This is a genomic window from Pseudomonas sp. NMS19W, assembly GCF_051554255.1.
Taxonomy (GTDB): domain Bacteria; phylum Pseudomonadota; class Gammaproteobacteria; order Pseudomonadales; family Pseudomonadaceae; genus Aquipseudomonas; species Aquipseudomonas kribbensis.
On sequence record NZ_CP136718.1, the window covers coordinates 3,724,620 to 3,751,138 of the forward strand.

The 26,519-nt window shown below is 61.4% G+C and carries 23 protein-coding genes and 1 pseudogene; 6 read left to right on the top strand and 18 right to left on the bottom strand.

Translation table 11 applies throughout. The annotated features are described in order from the left end of the window. Positions 1-18 precede the first annotated feature (18 nt). Positions 19-357 carry an FKBP-type peptidyl-prolyl cis-trans isomerase gene (locus R1A29_RS16905; RefSeq protein ID WP_438298981.1) on the bottom strand — a complete coding sequence of 113 codons (339 nt, stop codon included), beginning with the start codon at positions 355-357 and terminating at the stop codon, positions 19-21. A gap of 142 nt (positions 358-499) precedes the next feature. On the opposite strand from R1A29_RS16905, the gene R1A29_RS16910 reads away from it, so the two are divergent. Then, the gene (locus R1A29_RS16910; RefSeq protein ID WP_438298983.1) at positions 500-1,585 is read left to right on the top strand and encodes a diguanylate cyclase domain-containing protein; all 1,086 of its coding nucleotides are present in this window, start codon (positions 500-502) and stop codon (positions 1,583-1,585) included. Between the two features lie 3 nt (positions 1,586-1,588). Here R1A29_RS16910 and R1A29_RS16915 read toward each other — a convergent pair whose 3' ends face one another. Beyond that, positions 1,589-1,897, bottom strand: a complete 309-nt coding sequence (locus tag R1A29_RS16915; RefSeq protein ID WP_085711544.1) for an RcnB family protein — start codon at positions 1,895-1,897, stop codon at positions 1,589-1,591. Positions 1,898-2,146: 249 nt separating this feature from the next. Between R1A29_RS16915 and R1A29_RS16920 the strand changes: the two genes are divergently transcribed. Beyond that, a complete protein-coding gene (locus R1A29_RS16920; protein ID WP_438298984.1) occupies positions 2,147-3,439 on the top strand; it encodes an MFS transporter in 1,293 nt (430 codons plus the stop codon). 10 nt (positions 3,440-3,449) lie between these two features. Continuing rightward, positions 3,450-4,220 (top strand): substrate-binding domain-containing protein, encoded by a 771-nt coding sequence (locus tag R1A29_RS16925; protein ID WP_438298985.1) that lies wholly within the window; start codon positions 3,450-3,452, stop codon positions 4,218-4,220. Here R1A29_RS16925 and R1A29_RS16930 read toward each other — a convergent pair. The 12 genes from R1A29_RS16930 to R1A29_RS16985 all read right to left on the bottom strand — a co-directional run bounded on the left by R1A29_RS16930 (position 4,210) and on the right by R1A29_RS16985 (position 16,598). Continuing rightward, complete coding sequence (locus R1A29_RS16930) at positions 4,210-5,124, bottom strand: LysR family transcriptional regulator (protein WP_438298986.1); 915 nt, start codon at positions 5,122-5,124, stop codon at positions 4,210-4,212. The two genes, R1A29_RS16925 and R1A29_RS16930, sit on opposite strands and share 11 nt — an antisense overlap. 102 nt (positions 5,125-5,226) lie before the next feature. Continuing rightward, on the bottom strand, positions 5,227-5,844 hold the full coding sequence (locus R1A29_RS16935) for a hypothetical protein (RefSeq protein ID WP_438298987.1): 618 nt from the start codon (positions 5,842-5,844) through the stop codon (positions 5,227-5,229). Between the two features lie 92 nt (positions 5,845-5,936). After that, positions 5,937-6,818 (bottom strand): 3-oxoacyl-ACP synthase III family protein, encoded by an 882-nt coding sequence (locus tag R1A29_RS16940; protein WP_438298988.1) that lies wholly within the window; start codon positions 6,816-6,818, stop codon positions 5,937-5,939. Then, the gene (locus tag R1A29_RS16945; protein WP_438298989.1) at positions 6,815-6,997 is read right to left on the bottom strand and encodes a hypothetical protein; all 183 of its coding nucleotides are present in this window, start codon (positions 6,995-6,997) and stop codon (positions 6,815-6,817) included. The genes R1A29_RS16940 and R1A29_RS16945 overlap by 4 nt, the downstream gene beginning before the upstream one ends. Then, positions 6,994-7,236, bottom strand: a complete 243-nt coding sequence (locus R1A29_RS16950) for an acyl carrier protein (protein WP_438298990.1) — start codon at positions 7,234-7,236, stop codon at positions 6,994-6,996. Before R1A29_RS16950 ends, R1A29_RS16945 begins: the two co-directional genes overlap by 4 nt. Before the next feature lie 33 nt (positions 7,237-7,269). Beyond that, positions 7,270-8,628, bottom strand: a complete 1,359-nt coding sequence (locus R1A29_RS16955; RefSeq protein WP_438298991.1) for a class I adenylate-forming enzyme family protein — start codon at positions 8,626-8,628, stop codon at positions 7,270-7,272. A gap of 46 nt (positions 8,629-8,674) precedes the next feature. Continuing rightward, positions 8,675-9,001 (bottom strand): hypothetical protein, encoded by a 327-nt coding sequence (locus R1A29_RS16960; RefSeq protein WP_438298992.1) that lies wholly within the window; start codon positions 8,999-9,001, stop codon positions 8,675-8,677. Between the two features lie 38 nt (positions 9,002-9,039). After that, positions 9,040-9,846: an SDR family oxidoreductase gene (locus R1A29_RS16965; protein ID WP_438298993.1), complete on the bottom strand. Its 807-nt coding sequence runs from the start codon at positions 9,844-9,846 to the stop codon at positions 9,040-9,042. Continuing rightward, a complete protein-coding gene (locus tag R1A29_RS16970) occupies positions 9,846-10,619 on the bottom strand; it encodes an SDR family NAD(P)-dependent oxidoreductase (RefSeq protein ID WP_438298994.1) in 774 nt (257 codons plus the stop codon). The genes R1A29_RS16965 and R1A29_RS16970 overlap by 1 nt, the downstream gene beginning before the upstream one ends. Then, positions 10,616-11,797: an NADH:flavin oxidoreductase gene (locus R1A29_RS16975; RefSeq protein WP_438298995.1), complete on the bottom strand. Its 1,182-nt coding sequence runs from the start codon at positions 11,795-11,797 to the stop codon at positions 10,616-10,618. Before R1A29_RS16975 ends, R1A29_RS16970 begins: the two co-directional genes overlap by 4 nt. Continuing rightward, a complete protein-coding gene (locus R1A29_RS16980) occupies positions 11,794-12,873 on the bottom strand; it encodes an AfsA-related hotdog domain-containing protein (RefSeq protein WP_438298996.1) in 1,080 nt (359 codons plus the stop codon). The genes R1A29_RS16975 and R1A29_RS16980 overlap by 4 nt, the downstream gene beginning before the upstream one ends. Positions 12,874-12,929: 56 nt before the next feature. Next, positions 12,930-16,598, bottom strand: coding sequence for an indolepyruvate ferredoxin oxidoreductase family protein (locus R1A29_RS16985; RefSeq protein ID WP_438298997.1), 3,669 nt, complete (start codon positions 16,596-16,598; stop codon positions 12,930-12,932). A gap of 1,353 nt (positions 16,599-17,951) precedes the next feature. Between R1A29_RS16985 and R1A29_RS16990 the strand changes: the two genes are divergently transcribed. Then, positions 17,952-19,760, top strand: coding sequence for a monovalent cation:proton antiporter-2 (CPA2) family protein (locus R1A29_RS16990; RefSeq protein WP_114883912.1), 1,809 nt, complete (start codon positions 17,952-17,954; stop codon positions 19,758-19,760). Positions 19,761-19,805: 45 nt separating this feature from the next. On the opposite strand, the gene hcnC is transcribed toward R1A29_RS16990, so the two are convergent. From hcnC to R1A29_RS17010, 4 genes are all read right to left on the bottom strand, one after another. After that, a complete protein-coding gene (gene hcnC / locus R1A29_RS16995; protein WP_085732086.1) occupies positions 19,806-21,065 on the bottom strand; it encodes a cyanide-forming glycine dehydrogenase subunit HcnC in 1,260 nt (419 codons plus the stop codon). Further along, the gene (gene hcnB / locus R1A29_RS17000) at positions 21,058-22,467 is read right to left on the bottom strand and encodes a cyanide-forming glycine dehydrogenase subunit HcnB (RefSeq protein WP_134826278.1); all 1,410 of its coding nucleotides are present in this window, start codon (positions 22,465-22,467) and stop codon (positions 21,058-21,060) included. Before hcnB ends, hcnC begins: the two co-directional genes overlap by 8 nt. Continuing rightward, positions 22,464-22,778 carry a cyanide-forming glycine dehydrogenase subunit HcnA gene (gene hcnA, locus R1A29_RS17005; protein WP_114886732.1) on the bottom strand — a complete coding sequence of 105 codons (315 nt, stop codon included), beginning with the start codon at positions 22,776-22,778 and terminating at the stop codon, positions 22,464-22,466. Before hcnA ends, hcnB begins: the two co-directional genes overlap by 4 nt. A gap of 405 nt (positions 22,779-23,183) precedes the next feature. Beyond that, entirely contained in the window at positions 23,184-24,122 is a 939-nt protein-coding gene (locus tag R1A29_RS17010; RefSeq protein WP_438298998.1) for a hypothetical protein, read from the bottom strand. A gap of 298 nt (positions 24,123-24,420) precedes the next feature. Between R1A29_RS17010 and R1A29_RS17015 the strand changes: the two genes are divergently transcribed. Both R1A29_RS17015 and R1A29_RS17020 read left to right on the top strand, forming a co-directional pair. Continuing rightward, positions 24,421-25,104: a response regulator transcription factor gene (locus tag R1A29_RS17015; protein ID WP_085711556.1), complete on the top strand. Its 684-nt coding sequence runs from the start codon at positions 24,421-24,423 to the stop codon at positions 25,102-25,104. Then, positions 25,082-26,475: pseudogene (locus tag R1A29_RS17020) on the top strand (sensor histidine kinase). The gene R1A29_RS17015 and the pseudogene R1A29_RS17020 overlap by 23 nt, the downstream one beginning before the upstream one ends. Positions 26,476-26,519: the final 44 nt, after the last annotated feature.

Below are 26,519 nucleotides of genomic sequence, written 5' to 3' on the forward strand. Positions count from 1 at the left end.
GCCCTCGTCCCGCGAGATTCAATCCTCCCGCGTCAAAACCTCCAACAACTCAATCTCGAACACCAGATTCGAATTCGGCGGAATCTTGCCCATCGTCCGCTCGCCGTACCCCAGGTGCGCCGGCACCAGCAGTTTGCGTTTGCCGCCGACCTGCATGCCCATGATCCCTTGGTCCCAGCCCTTGATCACCCGGCCCGTGCCGATCACGCATTGAAACGGTTTGCCCCGGCTCCAGGACGAATCGAATTCGGTGCCGTCTTCCAGCCAACCGGTGTATTGGGTGGTGATCAATGCGCCTTTGACGGCGGCTTTTCCGTCGCCGGGCTGAAGTTCGATTATCTGCAGTTCATCATTCATAACATTCACTCTATTGTTCCGCTGGCCGCCGTTTTCCCAGAAATGCCGGACATTGGCAACCGTTTGACCCAGCGTTGGCCGTGATGAATGATAGCCACCCGCCACCAACCCCGAATCGATACGCCATGTCAGCGATGCTTGAATGACTCAACTCTGGATCGGCTTTGCCCTTGTCGTTGTGCTGATGGTCGTGATCGCCGTGTTGATTCGTCGCGAGCGTGCCCTGCGTCGGCAACTTGCCGAATACCGTGAATTGCTCACTCGCGCGGCCGAAGGCCAGAACATCCGCCAGGATGGCGATGCCGAGCGCTTCAAGCGCAGTCAGTATTTTGCGCGGATCGGTACTTGGGACTGGGAAGTCGACACGGATCGACTCTATTGGTCCGACGCGATCTTCGGCATGTTCGGGTTCAAGATCGGCGAAGTGACGCCCTCCTACGCCTTGTTCTGCTCCTGCGTCCACCCGGACGATCGCGCCAAGGTGCGCGCCGGGGAATTGCGTTGCCTGGAAACCGGTGAAAACCACGACGAGGAATACCGCGTGGTCTGGCCCGACGGCACGATTCGCTGGCTGCGGGAAACCGGCAACGTGGTGAAGAACGATCATGACGCCATGATCAAGATGATGGGCGTGGTGCGCGATATCACCGAAGAAAAGGCCTCGGCCAGTTACCTTCAGCACCTGGCTCACTTCGATCCGCTGACCGGTTTGCCCAATCGACTGGTGCTGGAAGAACGCCTGTCAGAAGCACTGGAACATGCCCGCGTTACCGAGACCCGGGTGGCGCTGGTGTTTATCGATCTCAACGGTTTCAAAAGCATCAACGACCGTTACGGCCATGCCGCCGGCGACCGCGTCCTGATCACCACAGCCACACGGCTGAAACGTATCCTGCGAGTCAGCGATACCGTCGCGCGGATCGGCGGCGACGAATTCGTGGTCATTCTCCAAGGCCTCGCCCCCGGCCTGAACCTGCAGGACGAAGCCCGCAGCATCTGTCAGAAAATTTTCATCGAACTGTCCCCGCCGATCACCATCGGCAACGACCAACGCCACATCGGCACCAGCCTCGGCGTGGCGGTATTCCCCGACCATGCGCCGACCATGGATCGGCTGCTGCATATTGCGGATCTGGCGATGTATGAGGCCAAGCGCAGCGGGAATAATCAGTATCGGTTGGGTGGCGAAAGCCCGGTGCGGGCAAGTGCACCGGGATTTGGAATGTGAGCGTTAACGCTCCACCGGCTTGATATCCACAATCGTCCCGTTGGTGATCATCACCATCACGTACTTGTCGTTCATCTGCACCCACTGCGCCTGCGGATCGGGTTGCTTGAGGCCTTTCTGTTTCCAGTTCTTGATGGCTTTTTCGCTGCGCTGATAGACGTCCGGGGCGCGGTCGTTGACCTTCAGTTCGCGGCCGTCGGTGGGCGAGCGTTCGACGGTATCGGTCGAGGGTTGCGCCGCTTGAACGAGTGGGGTGATCCCGGCGATGCCGGCGACGAGGGCCAGGCTGGCGATCAGGGTCTTATTGTTCATCGGTGAACCTCCTTCAGATGTGTGATACCTGAACTCCGACTGCGGGGTTCTGGAATCATTCCTTGTTTTTTGATGATGCCGGATTCGAAAGTGTAGTCGCCCCTCCAGATGCATTGATCCAGCATACGCATCAATCCATGCCAACTATGCAATTAACAGATCGATCCCCCTGCGCCACTATCCGCCCCAATAAAAACCGTGCGCCGCCTCCCCGTCGCGCACGTCATAAAAGCGGTGGAGTATTTTTCGATGACAGCCTCAATCCCACACGGCGGCTCGCGAGCCGGTGCCATTTTCCGGGTGACCTCGGGTAACTTCCTCGAACAGTTCGACTTCTTTCTGTTCGGCTTCTACGCCACGCAGATCGCGGCGGTGTTCTTTCCGGCGAGCAGTGAGTTCGCTTCCCTGATGATGACGTTCGCGGTGTTCGGCGCAGGCTTTTTGATGCGTCCGCTGGGGGCCATTGTGCTCGGTGCGTACATCGATGACGTCGGTCGTCGCAAGGGCTTGATCGTCACCCTGTCGATCATGGCCAGCGGCACGATATTGATTGTGCTGGTGCCCGGATACGAAACCATTGGTCTGTTCGCCCCGGCGCTGGTGCTGGTCGGGCGCTTGCTGCAGGGCTTCTCGGCTGGCGCAGAACTGGGCGGTGTGTCGGTGTATCTGTCGGAGATCGCCACCCCGGGCCGCAAGGGTTTCTTCACCGCCTGGCAGTCGGCCAGCCAACAGGTTGCGATCATCGTTGCCGCCGCGCTGGGCTTTGCCCTGAACCAGTGGATGGCGCCGGATGTGATTGCCGATTGGGGCTGGCGGATTCCGTTTTTCGTTGGTTGCATGATCGTGCCGTTCATCTTCCTGCTGCGTCGCAACCTGGCGGAAACCGAAGAGTTCGCCACCCGCAAACATCGCCCGAGCATGAAAGAGGTGTTCCGCACCCTCGGCCAGAACTGGGTCGTGGTCATCGGCGGGATGTTGATGGTTGCCCTGACTACCACCGCGTTCTACCTGATCACCGTGTACGCGCCGACCTTCGGTAAAACCGTGCTGCACCTGAGCACCTCGGATGCGTTGCTGGTGACGCTGCTGGTGGGCGTTTCGAACTTCTTCTGGCTGCCGATTGGCGGCGCGTTGTCGGACCGTTTCGGTCGTCGCCCGCTGTTGATCACCATGTCGTTGCTGGCTCTGGCGACCACCTATCCGGCGCTGTCGTATCTGGTGCAGGCGCCGAGCTTCAGCCACATGTTGCTGTCGCTGCTGTGGCTATCGTTCATCTACGGCATGTACAACGGCGCGATGATTCCGGCGCTGACCGAGATCATGCCGGTTGAGGTGCGTGTGGCCGGTTTCTCGTTGGCCTACAGCCTTGCCACCGCGATCTTCGGCGGCTTCACCCCGGCAATGTCGACTTTCCTGATCCAGTACACCGGCGACAAGGCTGCGCCGGGTTACTGGATGAGTGTCGGCGCGCTGTGTGCGTTGTGCGCGACGCTGTATCTGTATCGCCGTGCGGGCGGTCGTCTGCAACCTGTCGCTGTTTGAGGAGAGCATCATGAAAAAACTCATGACGGTTACTGCCCTGCTCGCCGGCCTTGCGTTCAACGTTGCGGCCCAGGCTGAAGAACTGCGGGTAATGACCTCCGGCGGTTTCACCGCCGCCTACAAAATTCTCGGGCCGAAATTCGCCGCGAACACCGGCAACACCCTCGACACCATTCTCGGCCCGTCGATGGGCAAGGCCCCGGAGGCGATCCCCAATCGCCTGGCCCGGGGTGAGCAGGCCGACGTGGTGATCATGGTCGGCTACGCCCTCGACGACTTGATCAAGCAAGGCAAGGTCGACCCGGCCTCGCGGGTGGAACTGGCGGATTCGCGGATCGGCCTGGTAGTGCGCGAAGGCGCGCCGAAACCGGACATCAGCAACGTCGATGCCCTGAAGAAAACCCTGCTCGATGCCCAATCGGTGGCCTACTCCGACAGCGCCAGCGGCGTGTACATCGAGCAGCAGTTGTTCAAGAAGCTCGGCGTCGAAGATCAGCTGAAACCCAAGGCGAAGATGATCCCGAAAATTCCGGTAGGCTCGGTGGTTGCCACCGGTGACTATCAACTGGGTTTCCAGCAGGTCAGCGAGTTGCTGCCGGTGCCGGGGGTGACGTATGTCGGGAAGATCCCGGAATCGGTGCAATCGGTAACGCGTTTCGCGGCGGGGATTCCGGTGGGTGCCCAGCATCCGCAGGAAGCCAAGGCGTTGCTTGCCTATCTGGCCGCGCCTGCCGCCCAGGCCGACGTACAGGCTACCGGGCTGGATTCGGTCAAGCGCTGACCTTCGGCGGCTGGACCTTCATTTCCACCACCAGCCGCTCCAGTTCCAGTGCCGCCGGGGTCAGGGTACGACCCCGGCGCTTGATGATGCCGACACTGCGCATCACTTGCGGCTCGGTCAGCGGCACCCGCGTCAGGATCGGATGATCCGCCGCCGGCATCGCCATCAACGGCACCGCCGCCACACCCAGTCCCGCCTCCACCAGACCGATCATCGTCGTCACGTGCAGGGTTTCGCAGATGCTCGGCCGTTGCGGCACCACTTTCGCCAGCGCCTGATCGAGCAAAAAGCGATTGCCCGACGTCTTGTCCAGCGAGATGTAATCCTGCTGGTAAAACTCGTCCCAACTGACGCTGCTGCGCCCGGCCAAAGGGTGATCGCGACGACAGGCCACCACGTAGCTCTCCTGCACCAGCGGCTCGAAATCCACGCCCACCTCCTGAGTGCCCATGAAACTCAGACCGAAATCCGCCTCGCCGTTGACCACTGCCGTCAGGACGTCGTGGGCGCTGGAGTCGAGGACTTTGACTTTGATACGCGGGAACTGCTGGTGATAGCGGGCGACCACCCGTGGCATGAAGTAGTAAGCCGCCGACGGCACGCAAGCGACGGTGACGTGGCCCTGACGGTTGGAGGCGACTTCGCTGATACCAAGCAAAGCCACATCAAGATCGTCCAGCAAACGCTCGACACTTGGCATGAAACCGCGTCCGGCCTGGGTCAGGCTGACTTTGCGCGTGGTGCGTTCGAACAGCTTCACGCCGAGGGCGTCTTCAAGCTTTTCGATGCGTCGGCTCAAGGCCGGTTGCGAGATGCGCACGGTGTCCGCGGCCTTGCGGAAACTGCCCTGCTCGACCACCGCGCGAAAGGCTTGCAGGTCGTTGAGGTCGAAGTTGATGGCCATGGAAGACTCGGGAGGAATTGATTCGCAGAGGCTATAAATGTAACCAATTGATGCAAATTATTACAGAACCTCGACTCTCTCCTTAGGGTGGCCCTCCCCGGCCTATGGGATGGGTGCCGGAAATTGCCGCTGGATCGATGCCAGGGTTCGACGCCGGATCCAGCCGCTGGCCAGGCGGATCGCCAGCCAATACGGTGTAAACAACCATCTGGTTCGAGTGTTGGGGCAGAACACGAACGTTTCGGTGCATAACGTACGTACGCCTTCTGCTTGCTCGATGACTTGAAAACGCAACACCAGCCTGGCGACGCGGGGATCGTCCAGCGCCATGAACGCCGGAGCATCGGCCACAAGGCAAGCGTCCAGATCCGGGCGCCAGAAACGCCCCGCCAATCCCAGGGACACTTCGTGGTCAGTGCGCCGCAGCAAGGTGAAGGTGTCAAAACCGAACGGCGCGGGCGCGGGTTGCGGTCGGTTGCCGATGGTTCTGATCAGCTTTGCCGGCAGCTCGCGCAGGGTCAGCAAGGCATCGGCCACCCGGTCCGCGCGCATGTCCAGGGCACACACCGCGGCAATGATGGCATCGGGCTGAGCATCAATCGCGCCCGATTGGTGGACTTCGTAAAAGTTGAATCGCGGAAGAAACGGTGAAGGTGAAATCCCGTGGGCATCGGTTCCGTCGCCAAAGATCCCGAGTGTTTTCCAGAATGTCCCGAACATGCAATGGTGTCCCTTTTCATCCGGTGGAGAGATCCGGAGTCCTTTCGGGAATGCCCGCAGACATCCCCGAAAGCTCCGACAGCATTGGCCCGTCAGGCTTCCAGACGTTCGCCGGGGCCGGCGGCCTGCGTGGCTTCTTCAGGCACGTAGCACGGCGGCACGGCGAGCGTGCGCCGAAGGTCGAGTTTCAATGCGCCCCAGGACAGACCGGCACCGAATCCGCACAACACAACGTTCTGTGCCTGCGCTGTGCCAACCGCACCGTGGCGAGACAGGACAATCGGAATCGATGTGGAGCTGGTGTTGCCGACATCGTCGATGTCGATCGGCATCTTCTCCGGCGCGACGCCGATCATCCGCCGCAGGTAGTTGAGCATGAACCCGTTTGCCTGGTGCAGCACCAGTAAGTCGAGCGACGCCGGCGTCAACCCCGTCGCGTCAAGCAGCGACTTGACGGTCTGCGGTACCCGGTTCAGTGCAAAGTTCATCACCGCCGTACCGTCCATCTGCAGACGCTGGATCGAGGCGCGGGTCTGGCTGTCACCCTCAGGCGTGTAGGCGATGTCTGATTCCAGAGCCTCACGACCACTGCCGTCGGCTCCACACAGAAACTCGAACGTCCCCTCGCCCGCCTCCAGCAGAGTGGCTGAAGCCGCATCGCCAAACAGCATCTTCACATGCCGGTCGCGACCGTCCAGCAGCTTGGTGGTCACATCCCCGGTGCACAGCAATACCTTTTTGCAGGCGCCGGCGGCGATCAGCGCGCCGGCCTGAACCAGCGCAGTGACGTACCCCGAGCAACCGGCGGAAACGTTCAGCACCAGACAGTGCTGAGGCAGTCCGAGCGCCTGCTGGACCAGGAAACCGACACCCGGCACCCACGAGTCCGGGGTCTGGGTCACGACGATCAGACCATCGATCTCCTGCGCTGCGCACACACCCTGATCCAGCAGGTGACGGCACGCGGCGATCACCAGGTCGGACGTGTCCAGCGATCCGGCTTCCTGATCGATTCGATGCCGGTGCTTTTGGCGATGCGGGCCACTTCCTTGGCGCCGAACAGTTCGGCGAAGTCGTCCAGCCCCACGCGCCGTTCGGGCAACGCGGACGTGACCGCACGCACGGTCACTCCGCAAAGGGTGCGCAGGGTCATGCGGTTTCCTTCATTTTCAGGGATACCAGATCGAAGATGTCCTGCACCGTCACGATACGGTCCATCTCTTCGCCAGACACCGTCACGCCGGTCGATTCGAACACCAGGGCGACAATGCCGATCCTGGCCATCGAGTCCCAGTTGTCGCTGTTCTCCAAACGGACATCGCCCTTCAGTTCATCCAGCGGCAGGGTCAGGATTTCCGCGATGCTTGCGCGCATTGCTTCGAGTACGGCCATGTTGTCATTTCCTTATAACGTGGTAATCAGGTCTTACGACCCGCTGAGGACGCCAGGGTGGCGCATTTTCTTGAAGCGGCTGGTGAACAGTGGCGTGTCGCTGACGGAGATCAGCCGGGGCAACTGCTCCGGTGCCAACACGTCGCGGATCGCTGCATACAGTCGCGGCTTGAACGCTTCCAGCGTTTCCGGTTCCAGCAAGGTGAACCGCGCGGCCACGATCTGACCGAGCAACGGGTTGGGCTGACCGTAGACCACGACGTCAGAAACGTTGTCGATGCCCATCAACACGCTCTCCACGTGAGACGGAAACACCTTCTTGCCGCCGACGTTGATCACATCGACCGCCCGCCCGCTGACCCTGAAGTAGCCGTCGCGTTCTTCCGCCAGGTCCTGGGTAATCAGATAACCATCATCGGACAGCTCGCCTGGGCCGCTCAGGTAACCGAGCATATTGGTCGCTCCGCGCACCTGCAGAATGCCGTCGACCACCCGCAGGCTGTAGGCCGGATCCTCGACGGTCATCCAGGCGCTGTCGCCATCCAGACCCCGACAGGGCAACACACCGATTTCCGACATGCCGTACAACTGGTTCAGCCGCACCTGCGGCAATGTGCGGGCGATGCGTTGAATGGCTTCGGGCGAACTCGGCTCGGAGCCGAAATAGATACGTTGCAGGCTGCGGATGTCCCAGGTCTGGAACACGCCGGTGATCGTCGCCAAGTTCAACAGCGTCGGCGACACATGCAGCGTTTGCACCTTGAACGTTTCGATACAGCGCCCGACTTCCTGAGGCGAACGCTCATTGGGCAAAACCAGCGTCCCGTGGGTGGCCAGTGCCTGCAGGACGGTGACCAGTCCGCCGATGTGGTCGAACAGCAGGAACGCCAGAATCGCGCCACACTGCTCGGCCTTCAGATAACGCTCGAAGAAACGTGCGACGTCGTGCACGACGCCCTTGGCCGGCCCGGTCGAGCCGGACGAGAACACAATGAAACCGGCCTGCCGGCGCGACACGAGACCGCCGACAGTCGACGGCACCGCAGCGCCATCGTTCGCCACCACCGAGTAACCTTGTGGCCCGTTCCCCGTCACGGTAAACCGTGCACCGGCAGCGTGCGCCAGATTCACCAGCTGCTCGCCGCTCTTGGGCACCGACAACGCCACGACATTGTTGCGCCGCCATAGAGCGAACAACAGGCAGACGCTGTTAAAGCTGTAGTTGTCGACCAGCAGCACACAGCAATCGCTGACCGATTGCGCCGCCAGCGACTCGGCATAGACGTCGATCTGTCGGCACAGTTCGGCGTAAGTGAAGCGACCTTCGTCGCTGATGATCGCCGGCCTGTCCGCGCCGGCCTTCAGATGTTCCAGAAACGTTTCGACTTGCATGTCCACCTCTCGATAAAGGCGCCGCCCTGCGACGGCGACCGTTGAGTCAATTGGCCAGAGCCTCTGTACCGGCCGCCGTCAGGGCTGACTCCAACCGGTTCATGACATACGCGCACAGCGTGCCGAGTGTCGCGAACGGCGTGGCGGTCGCAGGCAGGTCGGAGGTATCGGCGAGGTGCACTTCGGCGCCGAATCGGTGGCGGATCTTTTCTTCGGTGTCGACGATGATCGAGACCAGGGTCATGGAGTCGATGGTGCCTTCGACGCCATACAACGGGCTGTCTTCACCACGGGACAGGTCGATGGGTTCGCTCAGTAACAGATCCTGTTGCCGCACAGCGGTTTCGACCAGGGTTTTGACTTCGTTCAGCATTCCAACATTCCTTTATTGGGGGTGCGTCAACGGGTTCGCTAGGCTTGGGGTAGCGGCTCGCTCGCCTTCGGTTGACGGGTCAGCACGGTCCTCATGTCGACGAACACGCCGCTTTTCAAGCCATAGTCGGCAGGTGCACCGATCACCTCGCGGATGTCCTCGGCACGCTGGGCGGCGGAGATCATGTAACCGGGAGCAAGGGCCCGCTGTTGCAAGGAACGCAAGTCAGGGAAATCGGCGGTCCTCTGGCTGAAGCTCACTTGTCGCGACAGCCCGGTGTCGACGTTGCACAGGCCCAGCACGGCAAAGAAGATGTCCGGGTTTTCTTCGGCGTAGACACCGCCCAGTGCCGCCAGCGCCGCTTTCGACAGGCTGTAGGTCAGCGTGCCCGCGCGAAACCGCACACCGGCCATCGAAGCCGACAGCACGCAGGTGGCCGGGCGATGAGCCGAGGCCAGGATCAGATCCAGAATGGCTTTGTTCGCCAGCACGTTGACGTTAAGCACATGCTGTACCTCCGCCACCGAAAACTCCTCGCCCCGGGCCGGCACGTTGCCGCTGATCCCTGCGTTGAGAAAGAGCACATCGACACCCTGGCTCAGGATCTCGGCGAACGGTCCTATGAACAGCTCGCCCATTTCGTCGGTTTTCGAAAGATCGAATGACCGGAACCGGAAGTTCGGATGCGACATGAAGCGGTAGGGTTCGCGCCTGGAAGTGCCGAACACGGTATAGCCGTGTTTCAGGTGCAACTCGGTCAGCGCCTCGCCGATGCCGCTGCTCACGCCGGTGATAAACACCCGTTTGCCTGTTGGATGAGACAGCTCGCGCTCTGTGGTGCTCATCAGAATTTACCGGCCGAGAAACCGCCGTCCACCGGCATCACAGTGCCGGTGACGAACGACGAAGCATCGCTGAGCAGCCACAGGATCGCCGCAGAAATTTCACTCGGATCGGCGAATCGTTTCATGACCGTGACCTGAAGTTTGTGTTTCGTGGACTCCGGGTTGGCCTTCAAGCGTTCTTCCGAGTTCATGCCGCCCATCGTCGGGCCAGGGCACACCGCGTTGACGCGAACCGGATGGCGCTCCGGCAATGCCGCTTCCGCAGACTCGATGGCGCAGACCTGGGTCAGCATGTTCAGGGCGGCCTTGCTGGTGGAATAGGCACTCTGTTTGGCGACGCCCAGCAGGCCGGCACAGGACGACACGTTGACGATCGAGCCACCCGGATGCTTCGAGATCAGGTTCGTCTGGTGCTTGAGCAACAACAGCGGGCCCAGCAGGTTGATCTCCAGCACGCGTTTCCAGTCGGCGAAATCCATGTCACGGATCGGTGCGTGCTTCGAGGTGACGCCGGCGTTGTTCACCGCCAGATCGAGTCGCCCGTGGCGGTCGTTGATGATCCTGAACAGCTCGGCCACCGACGCCTCGTCCGTGACATCGCTTTTGATGAACGTGCAGCGTTCGCCGAGCCGGCTTTGCGCGGTCAGGCCGTCATCCTCGTTGCGACCGGTGATGTAGCAGATGCAACCGGCTTCGACGAGCTTCTGGCTGACGTTGAAACCGATGCCGCGCGTACCCCCGACAACCAGGGCAATTTTTCCGGTGAAGTTCATTTCAGACTTTCCTCATAGTGCAATTGCAGTTTTTCCGGCCGGCGGTAGTCAGGATTGACGCAGCAGTACACCCGCTCGGCCATGGGATCCTTCTTGTCACGGAAACAGAACGCATCGCCCCGGCAACGGTTGACCCGTCCGGCCTGACCGGCGAGTTCCTTGGCGATGAAATGGTTGTCGGCCAGCATGGCGCGGCCGAATCCGACGAAATCGGCATCGCCGCTCTCGATGATTTCATTGGCTTGCGACACATCGCTGACCGAACCGGTGAAACCCACCGGAATCTGCACAAAACCTTTGAGGTAGCGGCAGCCCGCACGCGACAGGGCCAGCGCCTGCGCCTTGTTCCTGAAAAAGAACGGAAAAGTTTCGCTGACCCCTGTGGAACAGGTGATGGCCGCCACTCCGGCGGCCTCGAGCGCGACCACCACATCGCCCAGCAGACTCGCGCGCTGGCCTTCCTCACCCAGCCCGTCATCGATGCCCAGACGCACAGTGACCGGCACCTGATCGCCGGTGGCCGCACGGATACCTTCGACGATGGCCAGCAGCAACCGGGCCCGTTTGAGCGGGCTGCCGCCCCATTCATCGTCGCGGTGGTTGGTTCGTGGCGACAGGAAACTGCTGACCAGATAGCCGTTCGATGCCTGGACCTGGATCAGGGCGGCACCGGCCGCTTGTGCGAGCCGGGCGGCAGCCGAGAATTGATCGACGCAGCGCAGAATCTGCGTGTGCGACATCGCCACGGCCCGCGCCTGGGGATAGGCCTTGAGCATCGCAGCGGACGCGATACCGCTCGGACTGAGAATGATGCCCTGCTCCGACGGCATCGACTGCGGGCCGTAGTGCTGCAGCTGCACGCCCAGCGGAAAGCTTCGCTGTCGAGCAGCCTCGAACAACGGACGCAAGGCGTCGGCGTGCACCGGCGACGTCAGCTTCAGGCCACGACTGTTGTAGCGTGCGTCGGCGTCCACGCTCGCGTTGCCGAGAAAGCCGAAACCGGCCCCGCCGTCCATCAACGATCGGTAGACCGCAAAGAACGCCGGCCGGGGAAAGCCGTGTTCGTCACACAGATCCATGCCCAGGGACGAAAAGTACATCCGGTTTTTCGCAACCACCTGCGCGCCCAGTTGCAGCACGCCGGTGGCCACCATCGGCTCGTCGATGTCATTGCTCATGCGCGCAACGCCCCGAGGGCCGCCTCGTCCAGATGAACGAAGCCACGCTTGATCATGTCGCTCAGGGTCTGCAGGTCGTCGAACCCCAGTGCCGGGAATTCCCACGACGCGTGCCGACCTTGGCCGCCACTGAGGATGGCGGAGGAAAATTCCAGCTTGCCTTCATAACGGATGTGCAGCCTGGCCGAGTCGATGAAGTCAATCTCCGGCATCGTCGTCACGCAGCCGTTCTTGCCCAGGCCGAGCAACTCCACATCGGCCTCGCGGCCCTGGCCATCGCTGACGCTGCACACCAGTTTCGCGGGGTGGATGGGCGCGAACCAGTCGCTGGACTGAATGAAGATGTTCCGGGTTTTCTCGAACAGGCGGATGTCGATCACCGTAGCCTTGGTATCGATGGTGGCGAACAGGGTCTGCCGCTGATAGAACGCCACCCGGAAGAAGATTTTCTTCGGCGATGTACTGTCGGTCGGGGTCATGTTGTCGACCACCAGTTCGATCGGGTACATCAACTCCGCATAGGCGAAGAAGCTCGCGTTCAGTTCATTGACGCTGACGGTCACATCGCCCCGCGCATAACCGGTGTGGTGATACAGATGGTGATACACCGCCTGGCGCGCCGCTTCGATGAACATGGTGCCGGGCACATGTTCGTGGGACTTGCGGTAGAAAAAGTAGTTGTCGGCGTTGTTGATGAAGCGGAACGAACTGGCACGGCGGATGGCCGGAACCGAATCGCACAGACGCGCCACCGCCTGCTCCGGGCTGACGTTGGCAGCCGCGTTCTCCAGCAGGGCCGGAGTGACGATCTGGTACGGCAGCGCCCTCACCCGGCCCCATTCGTCGTCCGCCTCGGTGCCGCCCATGCGGCTCCTTTTCTGTACATCGGGTGTCAGCTCAAAGCTTCGCTGCGAGCCGCTGCCGGCCGAAAACCGGCGCGCCAGCAGGTCATTGTCGCCAGCCTGCAGCAGCGCTTCGTCGATGTGTAGCGGCAGCGCGACCCTCGGGGCGCAGATCAGTACGTCATCGGCCGAGCCTTTGTGCAAAAGCTCCGGTGAAATGCATTCGTTGTTCATGTCGGGTCCACTCATTCTGGTCGTTGTTGTCTTGAAGGCAGGTGAAACCCCGCCGGCTACGAGGCCTGCTTGACGTCCCGCGCTTCGTCTTTGCGGGCCTGCGGGGCGAGGGTCGATTGCGGCAGCCAGGTCTCGACGACCGGGGCCGCCGACAGGCTGTGGGTGCCCGCGACGATTTGCACGATCAGCTCTTTTTCCCGCTGTCGTGCGGCGGCGATCGACCGTTCCTTGACGTGGCCATAGCCACGAATCGAGTCCGGCAGATTCGCCCATTCCACAAACAACGGCAGGTTCTCCGCGCTCAGGTTTGGCAGCAGGCGTTGCAGCGTCTGCTCGTAGTCGAGCAACAGGCGCCGCTCCTCACGGCGCTCGGCGGACCATCCCAGCGGATCGAAGCGGGTGTGACGCAACACGCGGCCCTTGGCCAACACCTTCAGCAACGGCAACACCCAACCGGAGACGGCGATTTTCTTCGGCTCGCCGTTGCCGTCCTTGCGGTTGCGCATCAGGGGCAATGCGAAGTGGAACTTGAGCCTGACGCCACTCTCGAAGCGGGTTTTGAGTGGTGCGATGAAGCGACTGTCGGTGAGCAGCCGCGCGACTTCGTACTCGTCCTTGTAGGCCATCAACTTGAACAGGTTGCGCGCCACGGCCTCGGTGAGCGGACTGTCGTCGCCGATCGCAGGCATTGACCGAAGCCGGTCGATCACCTGACGGTAGCGTGCCGCATAGGCCGCGTCCTGATAGTGGGTCAGGAACACACTGCGGGTCTCGACCAGCCGTTCGATGCCTTCGCGCCGAGCTGAGAGGTCAATGATCGACACCGGTGACACGTCGTTACTCGCCGGGTCGAGATATGGCATGACGAACGCCGGCTCCTGAGCCCACAGCCGCCCCCAGGCGAACGCCAGTTGGTTGGCGGCGGCGCTGCCGGCCTGATCGATGGCGTCTTTCAGCGCTTGCAGCGACACCGGCACCGTCCCCCGCTGCCAGGCATAACCCAGCAACAGCATGTTGGCCTGCATCGGATCGACGAGGCTGTTGGCCAGTTGTGCCGCATCCAGCGCGTGGTAGTGCTCGGCGCCCACCCGTTGTTTGAGGAAGGCTTGAATCGCGGCGGTTTCGATGCGCAATTCGGTATTGCGCAGCATCGCTCCCGTCTGGGTCTGGGCGGTGTTGGCGATGACCACTGTTTTACCTGCCCGCAATGTCGTCAATGCATCGTCTTCGCTGGCGACCACCAGATCGGCCGCAAGCAACAGGTCGGCACCACCCAGGTCGATGCGATGCTGGTGCAGCACGTCGGCCGCGTTGGCCAGTCGCACATGGCTGAGTACCGACCCGCCCTTCTGGGCGAACCCGGTGAAATCGAGCACGCTGACCGCCCGGCCGTCCAGATGGGCAGCCAGGGCAACTGTGCGCGCCACCGTCACGATTCCGGTGCCGCCGATGCCTGCCAGCAGCATTTCATACGGGGTTTCGAGTGAGCGCGAAGACGGCAGCGCCAATGCCTCAGCGCGGGCCAGAACCTGGCGGCTGTCGGCCTGCCGACGGTATTGCGCCCGTGGTTTGCCGGTCACCGTGACGAAGCTCGGGCAGAAGCCCTTGATGCAGGACAGATCGGTGTTGCATCCGTGGGGATCAATCCGGCGTTTGGTGCCGAACGGGGTCGCGACCGGCGTCACGGACAGGCAATTGGACTTGACCTGACAGTCGCCACAGCCTTCGCACACCGCTTCGTTGATCACTACTTCGGTTTTCATGACAGGCGCCGGCAACTGCTTCTTGCGCCGACGTCCCTCGATGGCGCAGACCTGATCGAACACCAGCACACTGACACCCCGTGTTTCGCGCAACTGTCGCTGAACCTCTTCCAGCCGCTCACGATGTAACAGTTCGACGCCCTGCGGAAGGCTGCCCCGCGCTTCGAAGCGTTGCGGATCGTCTGCCACCACCACGACCCGGTGGGCGCCTTCGGCCTGCATCAGTTCGACGGCTTTCTTGACCGTCAGCTTGCCGTCGATCGGCTGGCCGCCAGTCATGGCCACCGCATCGTTGTGCAGCAGCTTGTAGGTGATGGTCGCGCCGGCCGCAATGGCCTGACGGATTGCCAGATAGCCAGAATGGAAAAACGTACCGTCGCCGATGTTCTGGAATATGTGAGGGGTTTCGACAAAAGGCGCCTGCCCCAGCCAGTCGACCCCTTCTCCCCCCATCTGCACGCTGCCGCTGGTTGCACGTTCGGGCATGCGCGCCGCCATCGCGTGGCAGCCGATGCCGAGCCGCGCTTCGCTGCCTTCCGGCACACGGGTGGAGGTGTTGTGCGGGCACCCCGAACACAGATACGGCGTACGGCGGATCCAGTCATGAGTCCGGCTAACCGCAGGCAGATACCAGTACTCGGGCACTCTCAGCGTGATGCCCAGACCTTGCAATCGTTGTTGAAGCATCGTCGCAAGGCGCGACGGCCTCAGTTCTTCGTGATCCGAAATCAACGGTGCACCGCTTTCGTCACGCTTGCCCAGGATGACAGCACGCTGCCCGGACTCTGCGTTGTAGAGCGCTTGCTTGAGCTGCTCTTCGACGATGGCTTGCTTCTCTTCGACGATCAGCACCTGATCGGCCTGCTTCGCCCAGGCCTCCAGCACCGGTGACAGCGGGTAGACCAGATTGATCTTCAACAGTGCCACACCGGCACTTTCCAGCTGCTCCAGCGAAACCCCGCCCTGCTGCAAGGCCTGGCGCACATCGCCATAGGCCTTGCCGATTGCGCCGATCACCAGCCTCGGCTGCTGCGGTGCCGTCACGACGACGTCGATCGGGTTGGCCAGCGCAAATGCACGGGCAGCGTCGAACTTATAGGGAAGCCGCCGCTCGATTTGCATGCCCGGCAGGTCGGGCCAGCGCCAGTGCAGGCCGTCCGGCCCCGGGTCGATTTCGGGCGTGACAAATACTGGCAACGGGGACGACGCGACGGAGGTGGTGGCCTCAACGGTCTCGGTGATGGCCTTGAAGCCGACCCATAGTCCGGACACCCGCGACAACGCCCAGCCCCACAGGCCACAGCGTTCGTAGTCGGCCAGCCCGGCCGGGTGAATTACCGGCAGCCCCCAGGCCATCAGGGTGCGGTCGGACTGATGGGACATCGACGACGATACGCAGCCATGGTCATCGCCGGTGACCACCAGGACGCCCCCGTTGGGCGATGATCCGTAAAAGTTGCCGTGCTTGATCGCGTCCCCGGAGCGGTCGACGCCAGGGCCTTTGCCGTACCAAAGCCCGAAGACACCGTCGTAACGCTTCTTCGGATCGGTCTCGACGCGTTGAGTGCCGATCAGTGCCGTAGCCGCCAGATCTTCGTTGATGGCAGGCAGAAAGCGGATATCTGCGCTTTCCAGCACGTCTTTGCTTTTCATCAACTCCCGATCCACGCCACCCAGAGGCGAGCCGCGATAGCCGCTGACGAACCCGGCGGTTCGCAGGCCGTTGGCCCGATCCAGCGCCGACTGGGACAGAAGCAACCTCACGAGCGCCTGCTGACCACTCAGGAAGATGCGCCCGTTTGGCGTCGCGGATTCACGGGAATAGATTGAGTGAGCCTCTGGCCGGCGGCCCGACGGCGATGCTGAATCGGCCCCTTTCCCGGCGGCTGCCGTGGGCGTCCCCTGTGCGTGTTTGTCGGACTGAAGCCGCAGGTGTTCCGGATCAATGGCGTCTGAGTACACAGTTTCAAATCCTTATGAAAACTTCACGTTAAATGTGCTTGCTTACCCACTACAGCGAATGCGAATTCAGTACTTACAGCGATCTTCCTTCAGATCCCGAGAGTTACACCTTCGCCATCAGGTCCCTCTTGCATGACCTGAAACAAGCGGTTCGCAACCGCTCGAATATTCATTCATCGCAAAATCATTGACGCCACTATTCCGTCAAGCCAACAACCCCTGAGCACAACTTTCCCGGTACGCTTGCGCAAGTCATCGGCAAATTCGAAAACCAATAATTCCCGACCACTGCCGTAGGTTTAAATAAATAAAAAAGCCCGGACACAAAATCCAAAGTTCGTGCGTACGTTTCAAATCAAGTCCAGCACCTGGCCGTCACCAAGAGTGTGCTTTAAAGACGTTTGACTGAAATTCTGGAAATCAGAAGTGCCCGGCCCGCAGCCTGAAACGCGAGCTGAAAGTGAACGAATGCTCGGTAGCTCGCCGGACAAAGGGCAAAGTGCGCACGTTCGACGTCGAGAGATGCCGAGTGCACATTACGTTGTTGGATGTTTTGAAGATGGGCGCCGCGTCAGCGGGCAAACGCTTGCCAGCTGCCACGCGGGGCGTGTTGCAAGCGAGCCGGACAGGCATAAATAGCGGGCGTGCTGCCCCCTTGGAATTCGAGTACAAGGTTTCAAATCCTTATGAAAACTTAACTTCAAGCGGGCTTTCCTGCCCACCCTGTCGAATGAGACCTGATACTTGCGCGGCACCTTGCCAGGCGGCCAGCACAACACAGGCGCGTGATCGAAACCGCCTCGCCGCAGACTTCTTGTTTGCGGTGAAACGGGATAAACAATCGTTATTTGCAAATTCCCTGCAACGATCATTTAACGACCTGCTTTTGCGGGGAAAATAGTAAGTTCGGAAGAATTGCATTGTCAATCATTGTTACGAAAGTTTCATAAACAAAAGAAAATCATGAACTATCTAGTCCACACAACCACCCTGCACTGTTTTCAAGAACCATAAAAAAGACTTTGATTTATCGAATCAGCCGCTGCTTTTATTGAGCAATACCGGCGATTCAAGCCCCCCTATTCGCAACATTACACTCGTCATACAAGTTACATGACCGGATAAAACCCTCCCCACAAATACGAACTTTGGAGTCCTTGTTCCAGAGAAATACTCTCCAACTCTCTAAGACCAAAGTAGAACTTTACATGACCAGATACGGCCTGGCGGTTCAAAGATGAACAGCCTCATCAGAAATCACCACCCACCACATCAGTTTCCCCCGCAGGTGGTATGGCATGGGGCGAGCCTTTATCCTTGCCCTCCCGTCGTACCGTGTTATGGAGTTGTGTCATGCCCCATGAAGGCAACCTGTTGCAAGCCGCTGTCGTGTTTCTGTTCGCGGCGGTGCTCACCGTTCCCCTGGCCAAGCGTCTGCAACTGGGCGCGGTGCTCGGTTATCTGTTTGCCGGGGTGATCATCGGCCCGTCGGTGCTGGGCCTGATCGGCAATCCACAGAGCGTCAGCCATATCTCGGAACTGGGCGTGGTGTTGCTGCTGTTCATCATCGGTCTTGAGCTGTCGCCGCGACGCTTGTGGGTGATGCGCAAATCGGTGTTCGGCGTCGGTCTGGCGCAGGTACTGCTGACCGGTTCGGTGATCGGCGTGCTTGCACTGTCGGTATTCGGCCAGCCGTTGAACAGCGCGATTGTTCTGGGCCTCGGTCTGGCCCTGTCGTCCACTGCGTTCGGTCTGCAAAGCCTGGCAGAACGCAAGGAACTGACCAGCCCCCACGGTCGCCTGGCGTTTGCAATTCTGCTGTTCCAGGACATCGCTGCGATCCCGCTGATCGCTCTGGTGCCGATGCTCGCGGGTGTCGATCACCACACCAGTACCGCCGACGATGTGCGCCACAGTTTGCAGGTGCTGGGCAGCATCGCTGTGGTGGTGATCGGTGGCCGTTATCTGTTGCGCCCGGTGTTCCGCATCGTGGCGAAAACCGGTCTGCCGGAAGTCTCCACCGCCACCGCGTTGCTGGTGGTGATCGGCACGGCGTGGATGATGGACATGGTCGGTGTGTCGATGGCGCTGGGCGCGTTCCTCGCCGGGTTGCTGCTGGCGGACTCGGAATATCGCCATGAACTGGAAGCGCAGATCGAACCGTTCAAAGGCCTGCTGCTGGGACTGTTCTTCATCAGCGTCGGCATGGGGGCGAATCTCAGCCTGTTGTTCAGCGCGCCGATCACAGTGCTGGGGCTGACGCTGCTGCTGATCGCCCTGAAGTTGCCGTTGCTGTTTGTGGTCGGACGTCTGGCTGGCGGGTTGAGCAAAGTCAGTGCGATTCGCCTTGGCATCGTGCTGGCGGCGGGCGGTGAGTTTGCCTTTGTGGTGTTCAAGATCGGTCGCGATCAGGGCCTGTTCGAACCGCGTCTGTACGATTTGCTGGTGCTGACCATCACCCTGTCGATGGCCGTCACGCCGTTGCTGCTGTTGATCTGTGCACGGCTGGTCAGCCCGAAGGTGCAGCCGGTGGAAGTGCCGGAAAAATTCCGCCAGATCGACACCGAAACCCCACGGGTGGTGATCGCCGGCATGGGCCGGATGGGCCAGATCGTGGCGCGGATCCTGCGGGCGCAGAACATCAAGTTCGTGGCGCTGGATACCTCGGTGGAAACCATCGAACTGTCGCGCAGCTTTGGCGGTGTGCCGGTGTTCTACGGCGACCCGATGCGCCCGGAAATCCTCAGTGCGGCCAAGGTCGGGGAAGCGGAGTATTTCGTGATTGCCACGGACGATCCGGAGACCAACATCAAGACTGCCGAGATCGTGCGCAAGCTCTACCCGCACATGAAAATCATCGCCCGGGCCCGTAACCGGCAGCACGTTCATCGCCTGGTGGATGTCGGTGCCGACCCGATCCGGGAGACCTACTACTCAAGCCTGGAAATGAGCCGTCGCACCTTGGTTGGCCTCGGTTTGACCCAGGCCCAGGCCGATGCGCGGATCAAGCGCTTCAAGCACCACGACGAACAGGTGCTCGAGGCTCAACACGCGGTGTACGACGACGCGGCCAAAGTCCTGCAGACCGCCCAGGAAGCACGGGCGGAACTGGCCAGACTGTTCGAGTCGGATCAACTGGAAGAACAATCCGGCAAGTCCTGAGCCCCGCCATCAAGCCTTCCCGCGCACTGCGCGGGAAGGTTCTGATCAGGCCATCTCCAGCGCCCGCTCTTCCTGCACAGGCGCCACTGCAAACCGGTCCGCCAGAAACGGCGTGATGTCCAGCGGCAGCGGTTCATCGTTGACCAGTTTGTCCAGCAACACCCCGGTGATCGCCGACGTCAGCACCCCGGTGCGGAAGTGCCCGCAGGCGTTCAGGTAACCCTCCACCCCGGCCATCGGCCCGAGAATCGGCAACTCATCCGGCGAGCCCGGCCGCAATCCGGCCCAGGTGCGTTTGAGGTTGATGTCCGCCAGTTCCGGCAGGCATCGCACCGCGCCCTGCACCAGCCCGGCGATTTCCGGCCAGGTGGTGGTGACGTCGAAGCCTTTGTCCTCGGTGGTGCTGCCGATCAGGATTTCGCCGTTGTCCTTCTGCGCCATGTAGCAATCGCTGGTGGTCAGGCAACCGTTGAGGATTTTCGGCAGGCGTTCGGTCAGCAGGATCTGGCCTTTCACCGGTTTCACCGGAATGCGGATGCCGGTCGCCCATTCACTCAAGTCCGCTGCCCAGGCGCCAGCGGCGTTGATCAGGGTCTTGCAGTGGAACACCCCGGCTTCGGCCGTTTGTACGCCGGTCACCCGCGTGCCGTGATGCAGAACGCCGGTGATGTTGGTGTTGACGTACATGTCCACGCCATTCTGCCGGGCGCCTTCGGCGTAGGCGTCGGCGAGGCGAAACGGGCTGACTTGGTGGTCGCAGAGAAACTCCAGCGCACCGCGCGCCTCATGGCTGACGCTCGGCTCGGACTCGCGCAACGCCGCCTGATCCAGCCAGCGCACCTGATCCGCCAGATGCGGAATGCAGCCGACGATGTGCTCGGCGTACAACCGGTCCTCATCGTCATAGATGACGAACTTGAGCCCGGTCTTTTCGAACTTGAAATCCATCCCGTGGTTGTCCTTCAGCTCACGGTGCAGCGCCGGGTACAGCGCGTTGGACTGCAAGGCAAAGTCGAAGAACGACGGCGGCAGGATATGCGGCGTGCTGGAATCCACCGCCACCGCCGCGCCCTGGGTTTCGCGCTTGCGATTGGCCGACATCATGCGGAAGAAAATCACCCCGCAGCCCAAGCCAACGGATTCGCCGATGGCCCACAAGCCACCGGCCGAGGCGCGGGTCGCGTTGCCCGGTCGCTTGGCGTCGATCATCGCGACCTTGAGGTTTTTGCGCTTGGACAACTGATAGGCGATGGACGCGCCGATCACACCGCCGCCGGCGATGACCACGTCATAGAACTTACTCATGGGAAACGGCCTCCGTGCCGAGGGACTGGAACGCGGAAAAGGGAATCGGATCGACCGGGAATCGCGGCCGAAGCCAGCCGACATCCTTGCGCCCGGTGGCCTGACGCAGGCGGTCGCTGCAATAACCGACGCACATCCGCCCCTGACAGTCGCCCATGCTCACGCGGGTACGCATTTTCAGGCTGGCGATGTCTTGCACGCCCTGCTCCAGCGCCCGGTCGATGTCGGCGCGGGTGGCGTGTTCGCAACGGCAGATCACGGTGTCGGCCGCTGGCAATGCGATCTGCCCGACGCCGCGCTCGGTGTAGCGATCCACCGCCGCACGGAAACGCACGATGGCTTTGAGTTTGCCCAGATAACGGTCGCGGCGGACCCGCGCCAGTTCTTCTTCCAGCACACCGCGTTGCAACAGGATCGAAGTGGCGGCGATCTTGCCGGCCAGCATCGCCGCTTCACCGCCGCGAATCCCGCCCATGTCGCCGGCCAGGTGCACATGCGGTTCGCTGCTCTGCTGCCAGATGTTGGAATTGGCGCGCAGGTAACCGTCATCACTGAAGCCGTGATCCAGGCCCATTTGCTGACTCAACTGCGTACGCGGAATGAAGCCGTAGCCAACCGCGAGCGTCTTCGCTTCGAAGCGCTCGACGCGGCTCATGTCCGGCTCCCACGTCGCCGAGTACGGCGCCACGCTGACGCTTTTCAGTTCGCCTTCGCCGTGCGCCTCAACGACGCCCCAGCCATAGTTCATCGGAATGCCGTGCAGCTTCAGGTAGGCGAGCATGCTCAAGCCGTCGAGGAACAGTTGCGGCTTGTTCAGCAGCGCCAGGCTTTCCTTGGCAATCTTGCCGAACGCGCAGGCCTCGTAGACGCCGACAACGCTCACGCCGGACGCGTGCAGCTGGGTCGCCACCAGTGGCAACAGCGGCCCGGTGCCGGCGATGACCACCGGCCCCTGAGGTTTGACCACGCCGCTTTTGATCTGTAATTGCAGGCCGCCGAGCATGATCACGCCGGGCAGTGTCCAGCCGGGAAACGGCACGCTGCGTTCGTGACAACCGGCGGCCATCACCAGTTGCGGATAGCTGATTTCATGCAGTCGCTCATCGCCATCGAGCACCACCAGCGAACGCGTGCCTTCGGCGCCGACTACACGGTGATGCAGACGCACATCGATCAGCCCGGCCTGCTCCTGAAAGTCGCCGTGCAGTTTGCTCAGCGCTTCGGAGTAACGCGGCCCCAGATAATCCAGCTGCACACCGTCACGCAGCGGCCCGCGATAGACCACGCCGCCAAGGCGCGACGCCTCTTCCAGCAATGTGCTGCGCACGCCATGGCGCGCCAGTTCGATGGCCGCCGCCATGCCCGCCGGCCCACCGCCGACAATGACCGGATGCTGGCTCATGGCGCCTCCTGTCCGTGAATGCGGTTGACCTGGGTTTCGACCTGCATGCCGTCACGCACCACGGTCTGGCAGGCGCGGCGCTTGTGCCGGCCGTTGATTTTCACCAGGCAGCACTGGCACACGCCCATGCCGCAATAGGCACCGCTGACCTGGTTGTGATCGTTGCGCGCGACCTGGCGCACGCCGAGGGACTGAATGACGCTGAGCACGGTTTCGCCGATGGCGGCGGTGACCGGCTGGCCGTTGATGTGGACAGTCATATCCGCCTGCGTCAAAGGCTGGATATCGAAGGTTCTTTCTAGGCAGTGCATTGCGATGATCATCCGTGAAAAGGTTCAGGTGAGGTTGAAACAGCTCCTTGCTGCACTACACCTCGCCGGCTCGTGGAAGTTATCTCTCTATCGGGCCGGCAGGTCTGCTCTGATCGCGCAGCAAAGTGCGCGCAAGCAATGTAGTCGATCCAGCGGCAAGGGCCGGGAAATTTCACGGTAGGGGATATCGCGCCGACGAATATTGATCCAGGCCATGGAAATGACTGTACGGTTCTGTGCCGCTCCATCGGCAGGACAGCAAAAAGCCGCTTCCACCCGAAGATGGAAGCGGCCGAGGCATAAGCCCCAGAGGGATCAGTGCACGAACAGGGCGATCAGGATGATGATCGGGATTGGCACGCCGAGGAAAAACAGCAGTAATGAGCGCATGGTGATGCTCCTTGATTAACGGACTGGGGGCACAGTGGTCGTGGTGTAGGTGTCGACTTCGACGTACTCGACGGCATCCCGGCGGCGACCGCCGAAGGTGGCCGACAGGCTGGCGAAGAACGCACCGGCCAGCAGCGCGATGAACATCCACAGCGAGGTCCAGGCAGCGACTTTGGCGGCGGTGTCAGCGGCCTGCTGGGCCTTGACCTTGGCGTCGGCTATGGCTTTTTGCGTGCGGGCGTAGATTTCATCGACGCGACGTTCGGCATCGGCCTGGCTCAGGTTGGTGCGTTGCGCCACGAGTTGCGCAAGGTAGGTACGATCCTCAGGGCTGAGCTGACCGTTGGCCAGGCTCTGGGCGAAGATCCGGGTCACGGTGCCGCGAGCGGCGTCATCACTGACGGCGGCAGGACGGTCATCGCGGAACAGGCTGTCGACGAAGTAACCGTACTGATCGCTGCTGGTGTTGGCCGCAGCCGTACCGGCGGCCTGAGTCATGGCACTGGCCGCGCCACCGGCGACACTCGCACCGGCCTGCACGCCACCACTGATGATGCTGCTGACCGAGCCGACCACCAAGGTAGCGGTGACCAGCGTGGCCACGCACCAGGCGAGGAAGCCGTGGGCGGTGTCGCGGAAATACACCTCGTCACCGTGCATGTTCGCCCACTTCACCCGCAGGCGACCGGCAATGTAGCCACCCAGGCCGGAAGCGATGATTTGCGTAGCCGCCAGCCACACGATTGTCGAAATGCCCAGGCCCTTGGCGCTGACACCCTCCCCGGCCCACGGTGAAACAGCAGAGAAGCCCAGACCGAAGCCGAGCAGCACAAGAATCATCGACAGTGCCGCAGCGGCTGCGGCCCCGGCGAAGATCGCGCCCCAGGACACCCCTGAGACGTTGCTCGACTCGCCATCAAAGGCAGGATAAAACCCATCAGAGGATCTATTCATTGTTGTTCTGCTCCCGGCATGAAAAATGGTGTTACAACTCGTCAGCAGATGAATTGCAGTGACCGTGCCAGTCGACAACATTAAATAAATCGTTGAAATTCAATGAGTTAAAAAGAATGAACTTCCCGGGACCATGCAATTTGCAACAACGGTGCAATCGCAGCGGGTTTTATGCATTGGCACAAAAAACCGGCCCTGGCCGTTTGTATCAACTACAACATGAAAGTTAATTTAAAGCGTTATTGCAAAATCTTGGCAAAATGCTGCCATTCCGTTTGAACCGATCAGCAGGCCCACCATGACTCGCATCCTCACCATCGAAGACGACGCCGTGACCGCCCGGGAAATCGTCGCCGAACTGAGCAGCCACGGCCTCGACGTGGATTGGGTCGACAACGGCCGCGAAGGCCTCGACCGCGCCGTCAGCGGCAATTACGACCTGATTACCCTCGACCGCATGCTGCCCGAACTCGATGGCCTGGCCATCGTCACTACCTTGCGCACGATGGGTGTGTCCACGCCGATCCTGATGATCAGTGCCCTGTCCGATGTCGACGAACGCGTACGCGGCCTGCGCGCCGGCGGTGACGATTACCTGACCAAACCCTTCGCCACCGATGAGATGGCTGCCCGGGTCGAAGTGTTGCTGCGCCGCCAGAACAACGGTGGCACCCAGCCCACCACCCTGCGTGTGGCGGACCTGGAACTGGACCTGATCAGCCATGAAGCCAGCCGCGCCGAGCAGGTGCTGACGCTGCTGCCGACCGAATACAAGTTGCTGGAATTCCTGATGCGCAACAGCGGCCAGATCCTGTCGCGGATGATGATTTTCGAGGAAGTCTGGGGTTATCACTTCGACCCGGGCACCAACCTGATCGACGTGCACATCGGTCGTCTGCGCAAGAAGATCGACCCGCCGGGCAATGTCCCGTTGATCCGCACGGTGCGAGGCTCGGGTTATGTCATTGCCGAACCCGTCTGACGGTTGGCGTTCCTCCAGCAGCCGACTGCTGGCGCTTTACAGTTCGTTGTTCGTGGCCTGGAGCGGGATCCTCATGGGGGTCATGTATTTCGAGGTGTCCGGTTACCTCGACAACCTGGCCAAGCATTCGCTGATGCAGCGTCAGCATCTGTTTTCGCACTTTCGTGGTGAGCAACTGGAAGACGCACTCGCCGCCAGCATGACCTTCGACATTCGCGGCATCGACGCCTACGGCCTGTTCGCCGCCGACCACACCTACCTCGGCGGGGCCTTGCAGCAGATGCCTGCCGGCCTGCCGCTGGACGGCAAGATCCACGAGCTGCGCGACTGCTCCGAATCCGACGACCCGACCCTGCCCGCCGACAGCTGCGATGCGGTCGCCACGCCGACCCGCGACGGTCGCTGGCTGGTGCTGGTGCGCGACAACGGTTCGCTGTTCGCCGTGACCCGGATCATTCTGCGCGCCCTGCTCTGGGGTGTTTCGCTGACGATCGTGCCGGGGATCATCGGCTGGCATTTGCTGCGACGCCGGCCGTTGCGGCGGATCCGCGCGATTCAGGCCAGTGCCCAGTCAATCGTTGCCGGTGACCTGACTCACCGCTTGCCCGTGTCCAATCGCCGCGATGAACTGGACATGCTCGCCGCCATCGTCAACGCCATGCTCGACCGCATCGAGCGCCTGATGAACGAAGTCAAAGGCGTGTGCGACAACATCGCCCACGACCTGCGCACCCCGCTGACCCGCCTGCGGGCGCAGTTGTATCGCATGCAGCAACAGGCCGGCGAAGGCTCGCCGGAGGCCGCGCAACTGGATCTGGTGCTGGCCGAGGCGGATACGCTGATGGCGCGTTTTCGGGGTTTGCTGAGGATTTCCGAACTGGAAGATCGCCAGCGCCGTTCCGGCTTCGTCGAGCTCGATCCGGTGCGGCTGCTACAGGAACTGCATGAGTTCTACCTGCCGCTGGCCGAAGAAGACGAACTGCGCTTCGAGCTGAACATGCCGGAAACCCTGCCGATGCTCAATGGTGATCGAGCGCTGTTGTTCGAGGCGCTGGCCAACCTGTTGAGCAACTCGATCAAGTTCACTCCACCGGGAGGCACGGTGATTTTGCGGGGGTGAATGATGCGGGGCATACACGGATCGAGGTGCACGATTCCGGTCCCGGCATTCCCGAGTCGGAACGCGAAGCAGTGTTCCAGCGTTTCTATCGTGCAGAGGGTGGGCAACCGCAAAGCGGTTTCGGACTGGGGCTGTCGATCGTTGCAGCGATTGTCAGCCTGCACGGGTTCAGTCTTGAGGTGGGTCGCAGCGATCTGGGCGGGGCGAAACTGGTGCTGGATTGTCGGCAGAGTCTGATTTCACAGTCCTGACTTTTGGCAGTGATCGTTCCCACGTTGCGTGGGAACGATCATGA

Excerpts from the sequence above, each read along its gene's own strand:
- R1A29_RS16905 (WP_438298981.1), bottom strand. The coding sequence starts at position 357 with ATGAATGATGAACTGCAGATAATCGAACTTCAGCCCGGCGACGGAAAA.
- R1A29_RS16910 (WP_438298983.1), top strand. The coding sequence starts at position 500 with ATGACTCAACTCTGGATCGGCTTTGCCCTTGTCGTTGTGCTGATGGTC.
- R1A29_RS16915 (WP_085711544.1), bottom strand. The coding sequence starts at position 1,897 with ATGAACAATAAGACCCTGATCGCCAGCCTGGCCCTCGTCGCCGGCATC.
- R1A29_RS16920 (WP_438298984.1), top strand. The coding sequence starts at position 2,147 with ATGACAGCCTCAATCCCACACGGCGGCTCGCGAGCCGGTGCCATTTTC.
- R1A29_RS16925 (WP_438298985.1), top strand. The coding sequence starts at position 3,450 with ATGAAAAAACTCATGACGGTTACTGCCCTGCTCGCCGGCCTTGCGTTC.
- R1A29_RS16930 (WP_438298986.1), bottom strand. The coding sequence starts at position 5,124 with ATGGCCATCAACTTCGACCTCAACGACCTGCAAGCCTTTCGCGCGGTG.
- R1A29_RS16935 (WP_438298987.1), bottom strand. The coding sequence starts at position 5,844 with ATGTTCGGGACATTCTGGAAAACACTCGGGATCTTTGGCGACGGAACC.
- R1A29_RS16945 (WP_438298989.1), bottom strand. The coding sequence starts at position 6,997 with ATGACCCTGCGCACCCTTTGCGGAGTGACCGTGCGTGCGGTCACGTCC.
- R1A29_RS16950 (WP_438298990.1), bottom strand. The coding sequence starts at position 7,236 with ATGGCCGTACTCGAAGCAATGCGCGCAAGCATCGCGGAAATCCTGACC.
- R1A29_RS16955 (WP_438298991.1), bottom strand. The coding sequence starts at position 8,628 with ATGCAAGTCGAAACGTTTCTGGAACATCTGAAGGCCGGCGCGGACAGG.
- R1A29_RS16960 (WP_438298992.1), bottom strand. The coding sequence starts at position 9,001 with ATGCTGAACGAAGTCAAAACCCTGGTCGAAACCGCTGTGCGGCAACAG.
- R1A29_RS16965 (WP_438298993.1), bottom strand. The coding sequence starts at position 9,846 with ATGAGCACCACAGAGCGCGAGCTGTCTCATCCAACAGGCAAACGGGTG.
- R1A29_RS16970 (WP_438298994.1), bottom strand. The coding sequence starts at position 10,619 with ATGAACTTCACCGGAAAAATTGCCCTGGTTGTCGGGGGTACGCGCGGC.
- R1A29_RS16975 (WP_438298995.1), bottom strand. The coding sequence starts at position 11,797 with ATGAGCAATGACATCGACGAGCCGATGGTGGCCACCGGCGTGCTGCAA.
- R1A29_RS16980 (WP_438298996.1), bottom strand. The coding sequence starts at position 12,873 with ATGAACAACGAATGCATTTCACCGGAGCTTTTGCACAAAGGCTCGGCC.
- R1A29_RS16990 (WP_114883912.1), top strand. The coding sequence starts at position 17,952 with ATGCCCCATGAAGGCAACCTGTTGCAAGCCGCTGTCGTGTTTCTGTTC.
- hcnC (WP_085732086.1), bottom strand. The coding sequence starts at position 21,065 with ATGAGTAAGTTCTATGACGTGGTCATCGCCGGCGGCGGTGTGATCGGC.
- hcnB (WP_134826278.1), bottom strand. The coding sequence starts at position 22,467 with ATGAGCCAGCATCCGGTCATTGTCGGCGGTGGGCCGGCGGGCATGGCG.
- hcnA (WP_114886732.1), bottom strand. The coding sequence starts at position 22,778 with ATGCACTGCCTAGAAAGAACCTTCGATATCCAGCCTTTGACGCAGGCG.
- R1A29_RS17010 (WP_438298998.1), bottom strand. The coding sequence starts at position 24,122 with ATGAATAGATCCTCTGATGGGTTTTATCCTGCCTTTGATGGCGAGTCG.
- R1A29_RS17015 (WP_085711556.1), top strand. The coding sequence starts at position 24,421 with ATGACTCGCATCCTCACCATCGAAGACGACGCCGTGACCGCCCGGGAA.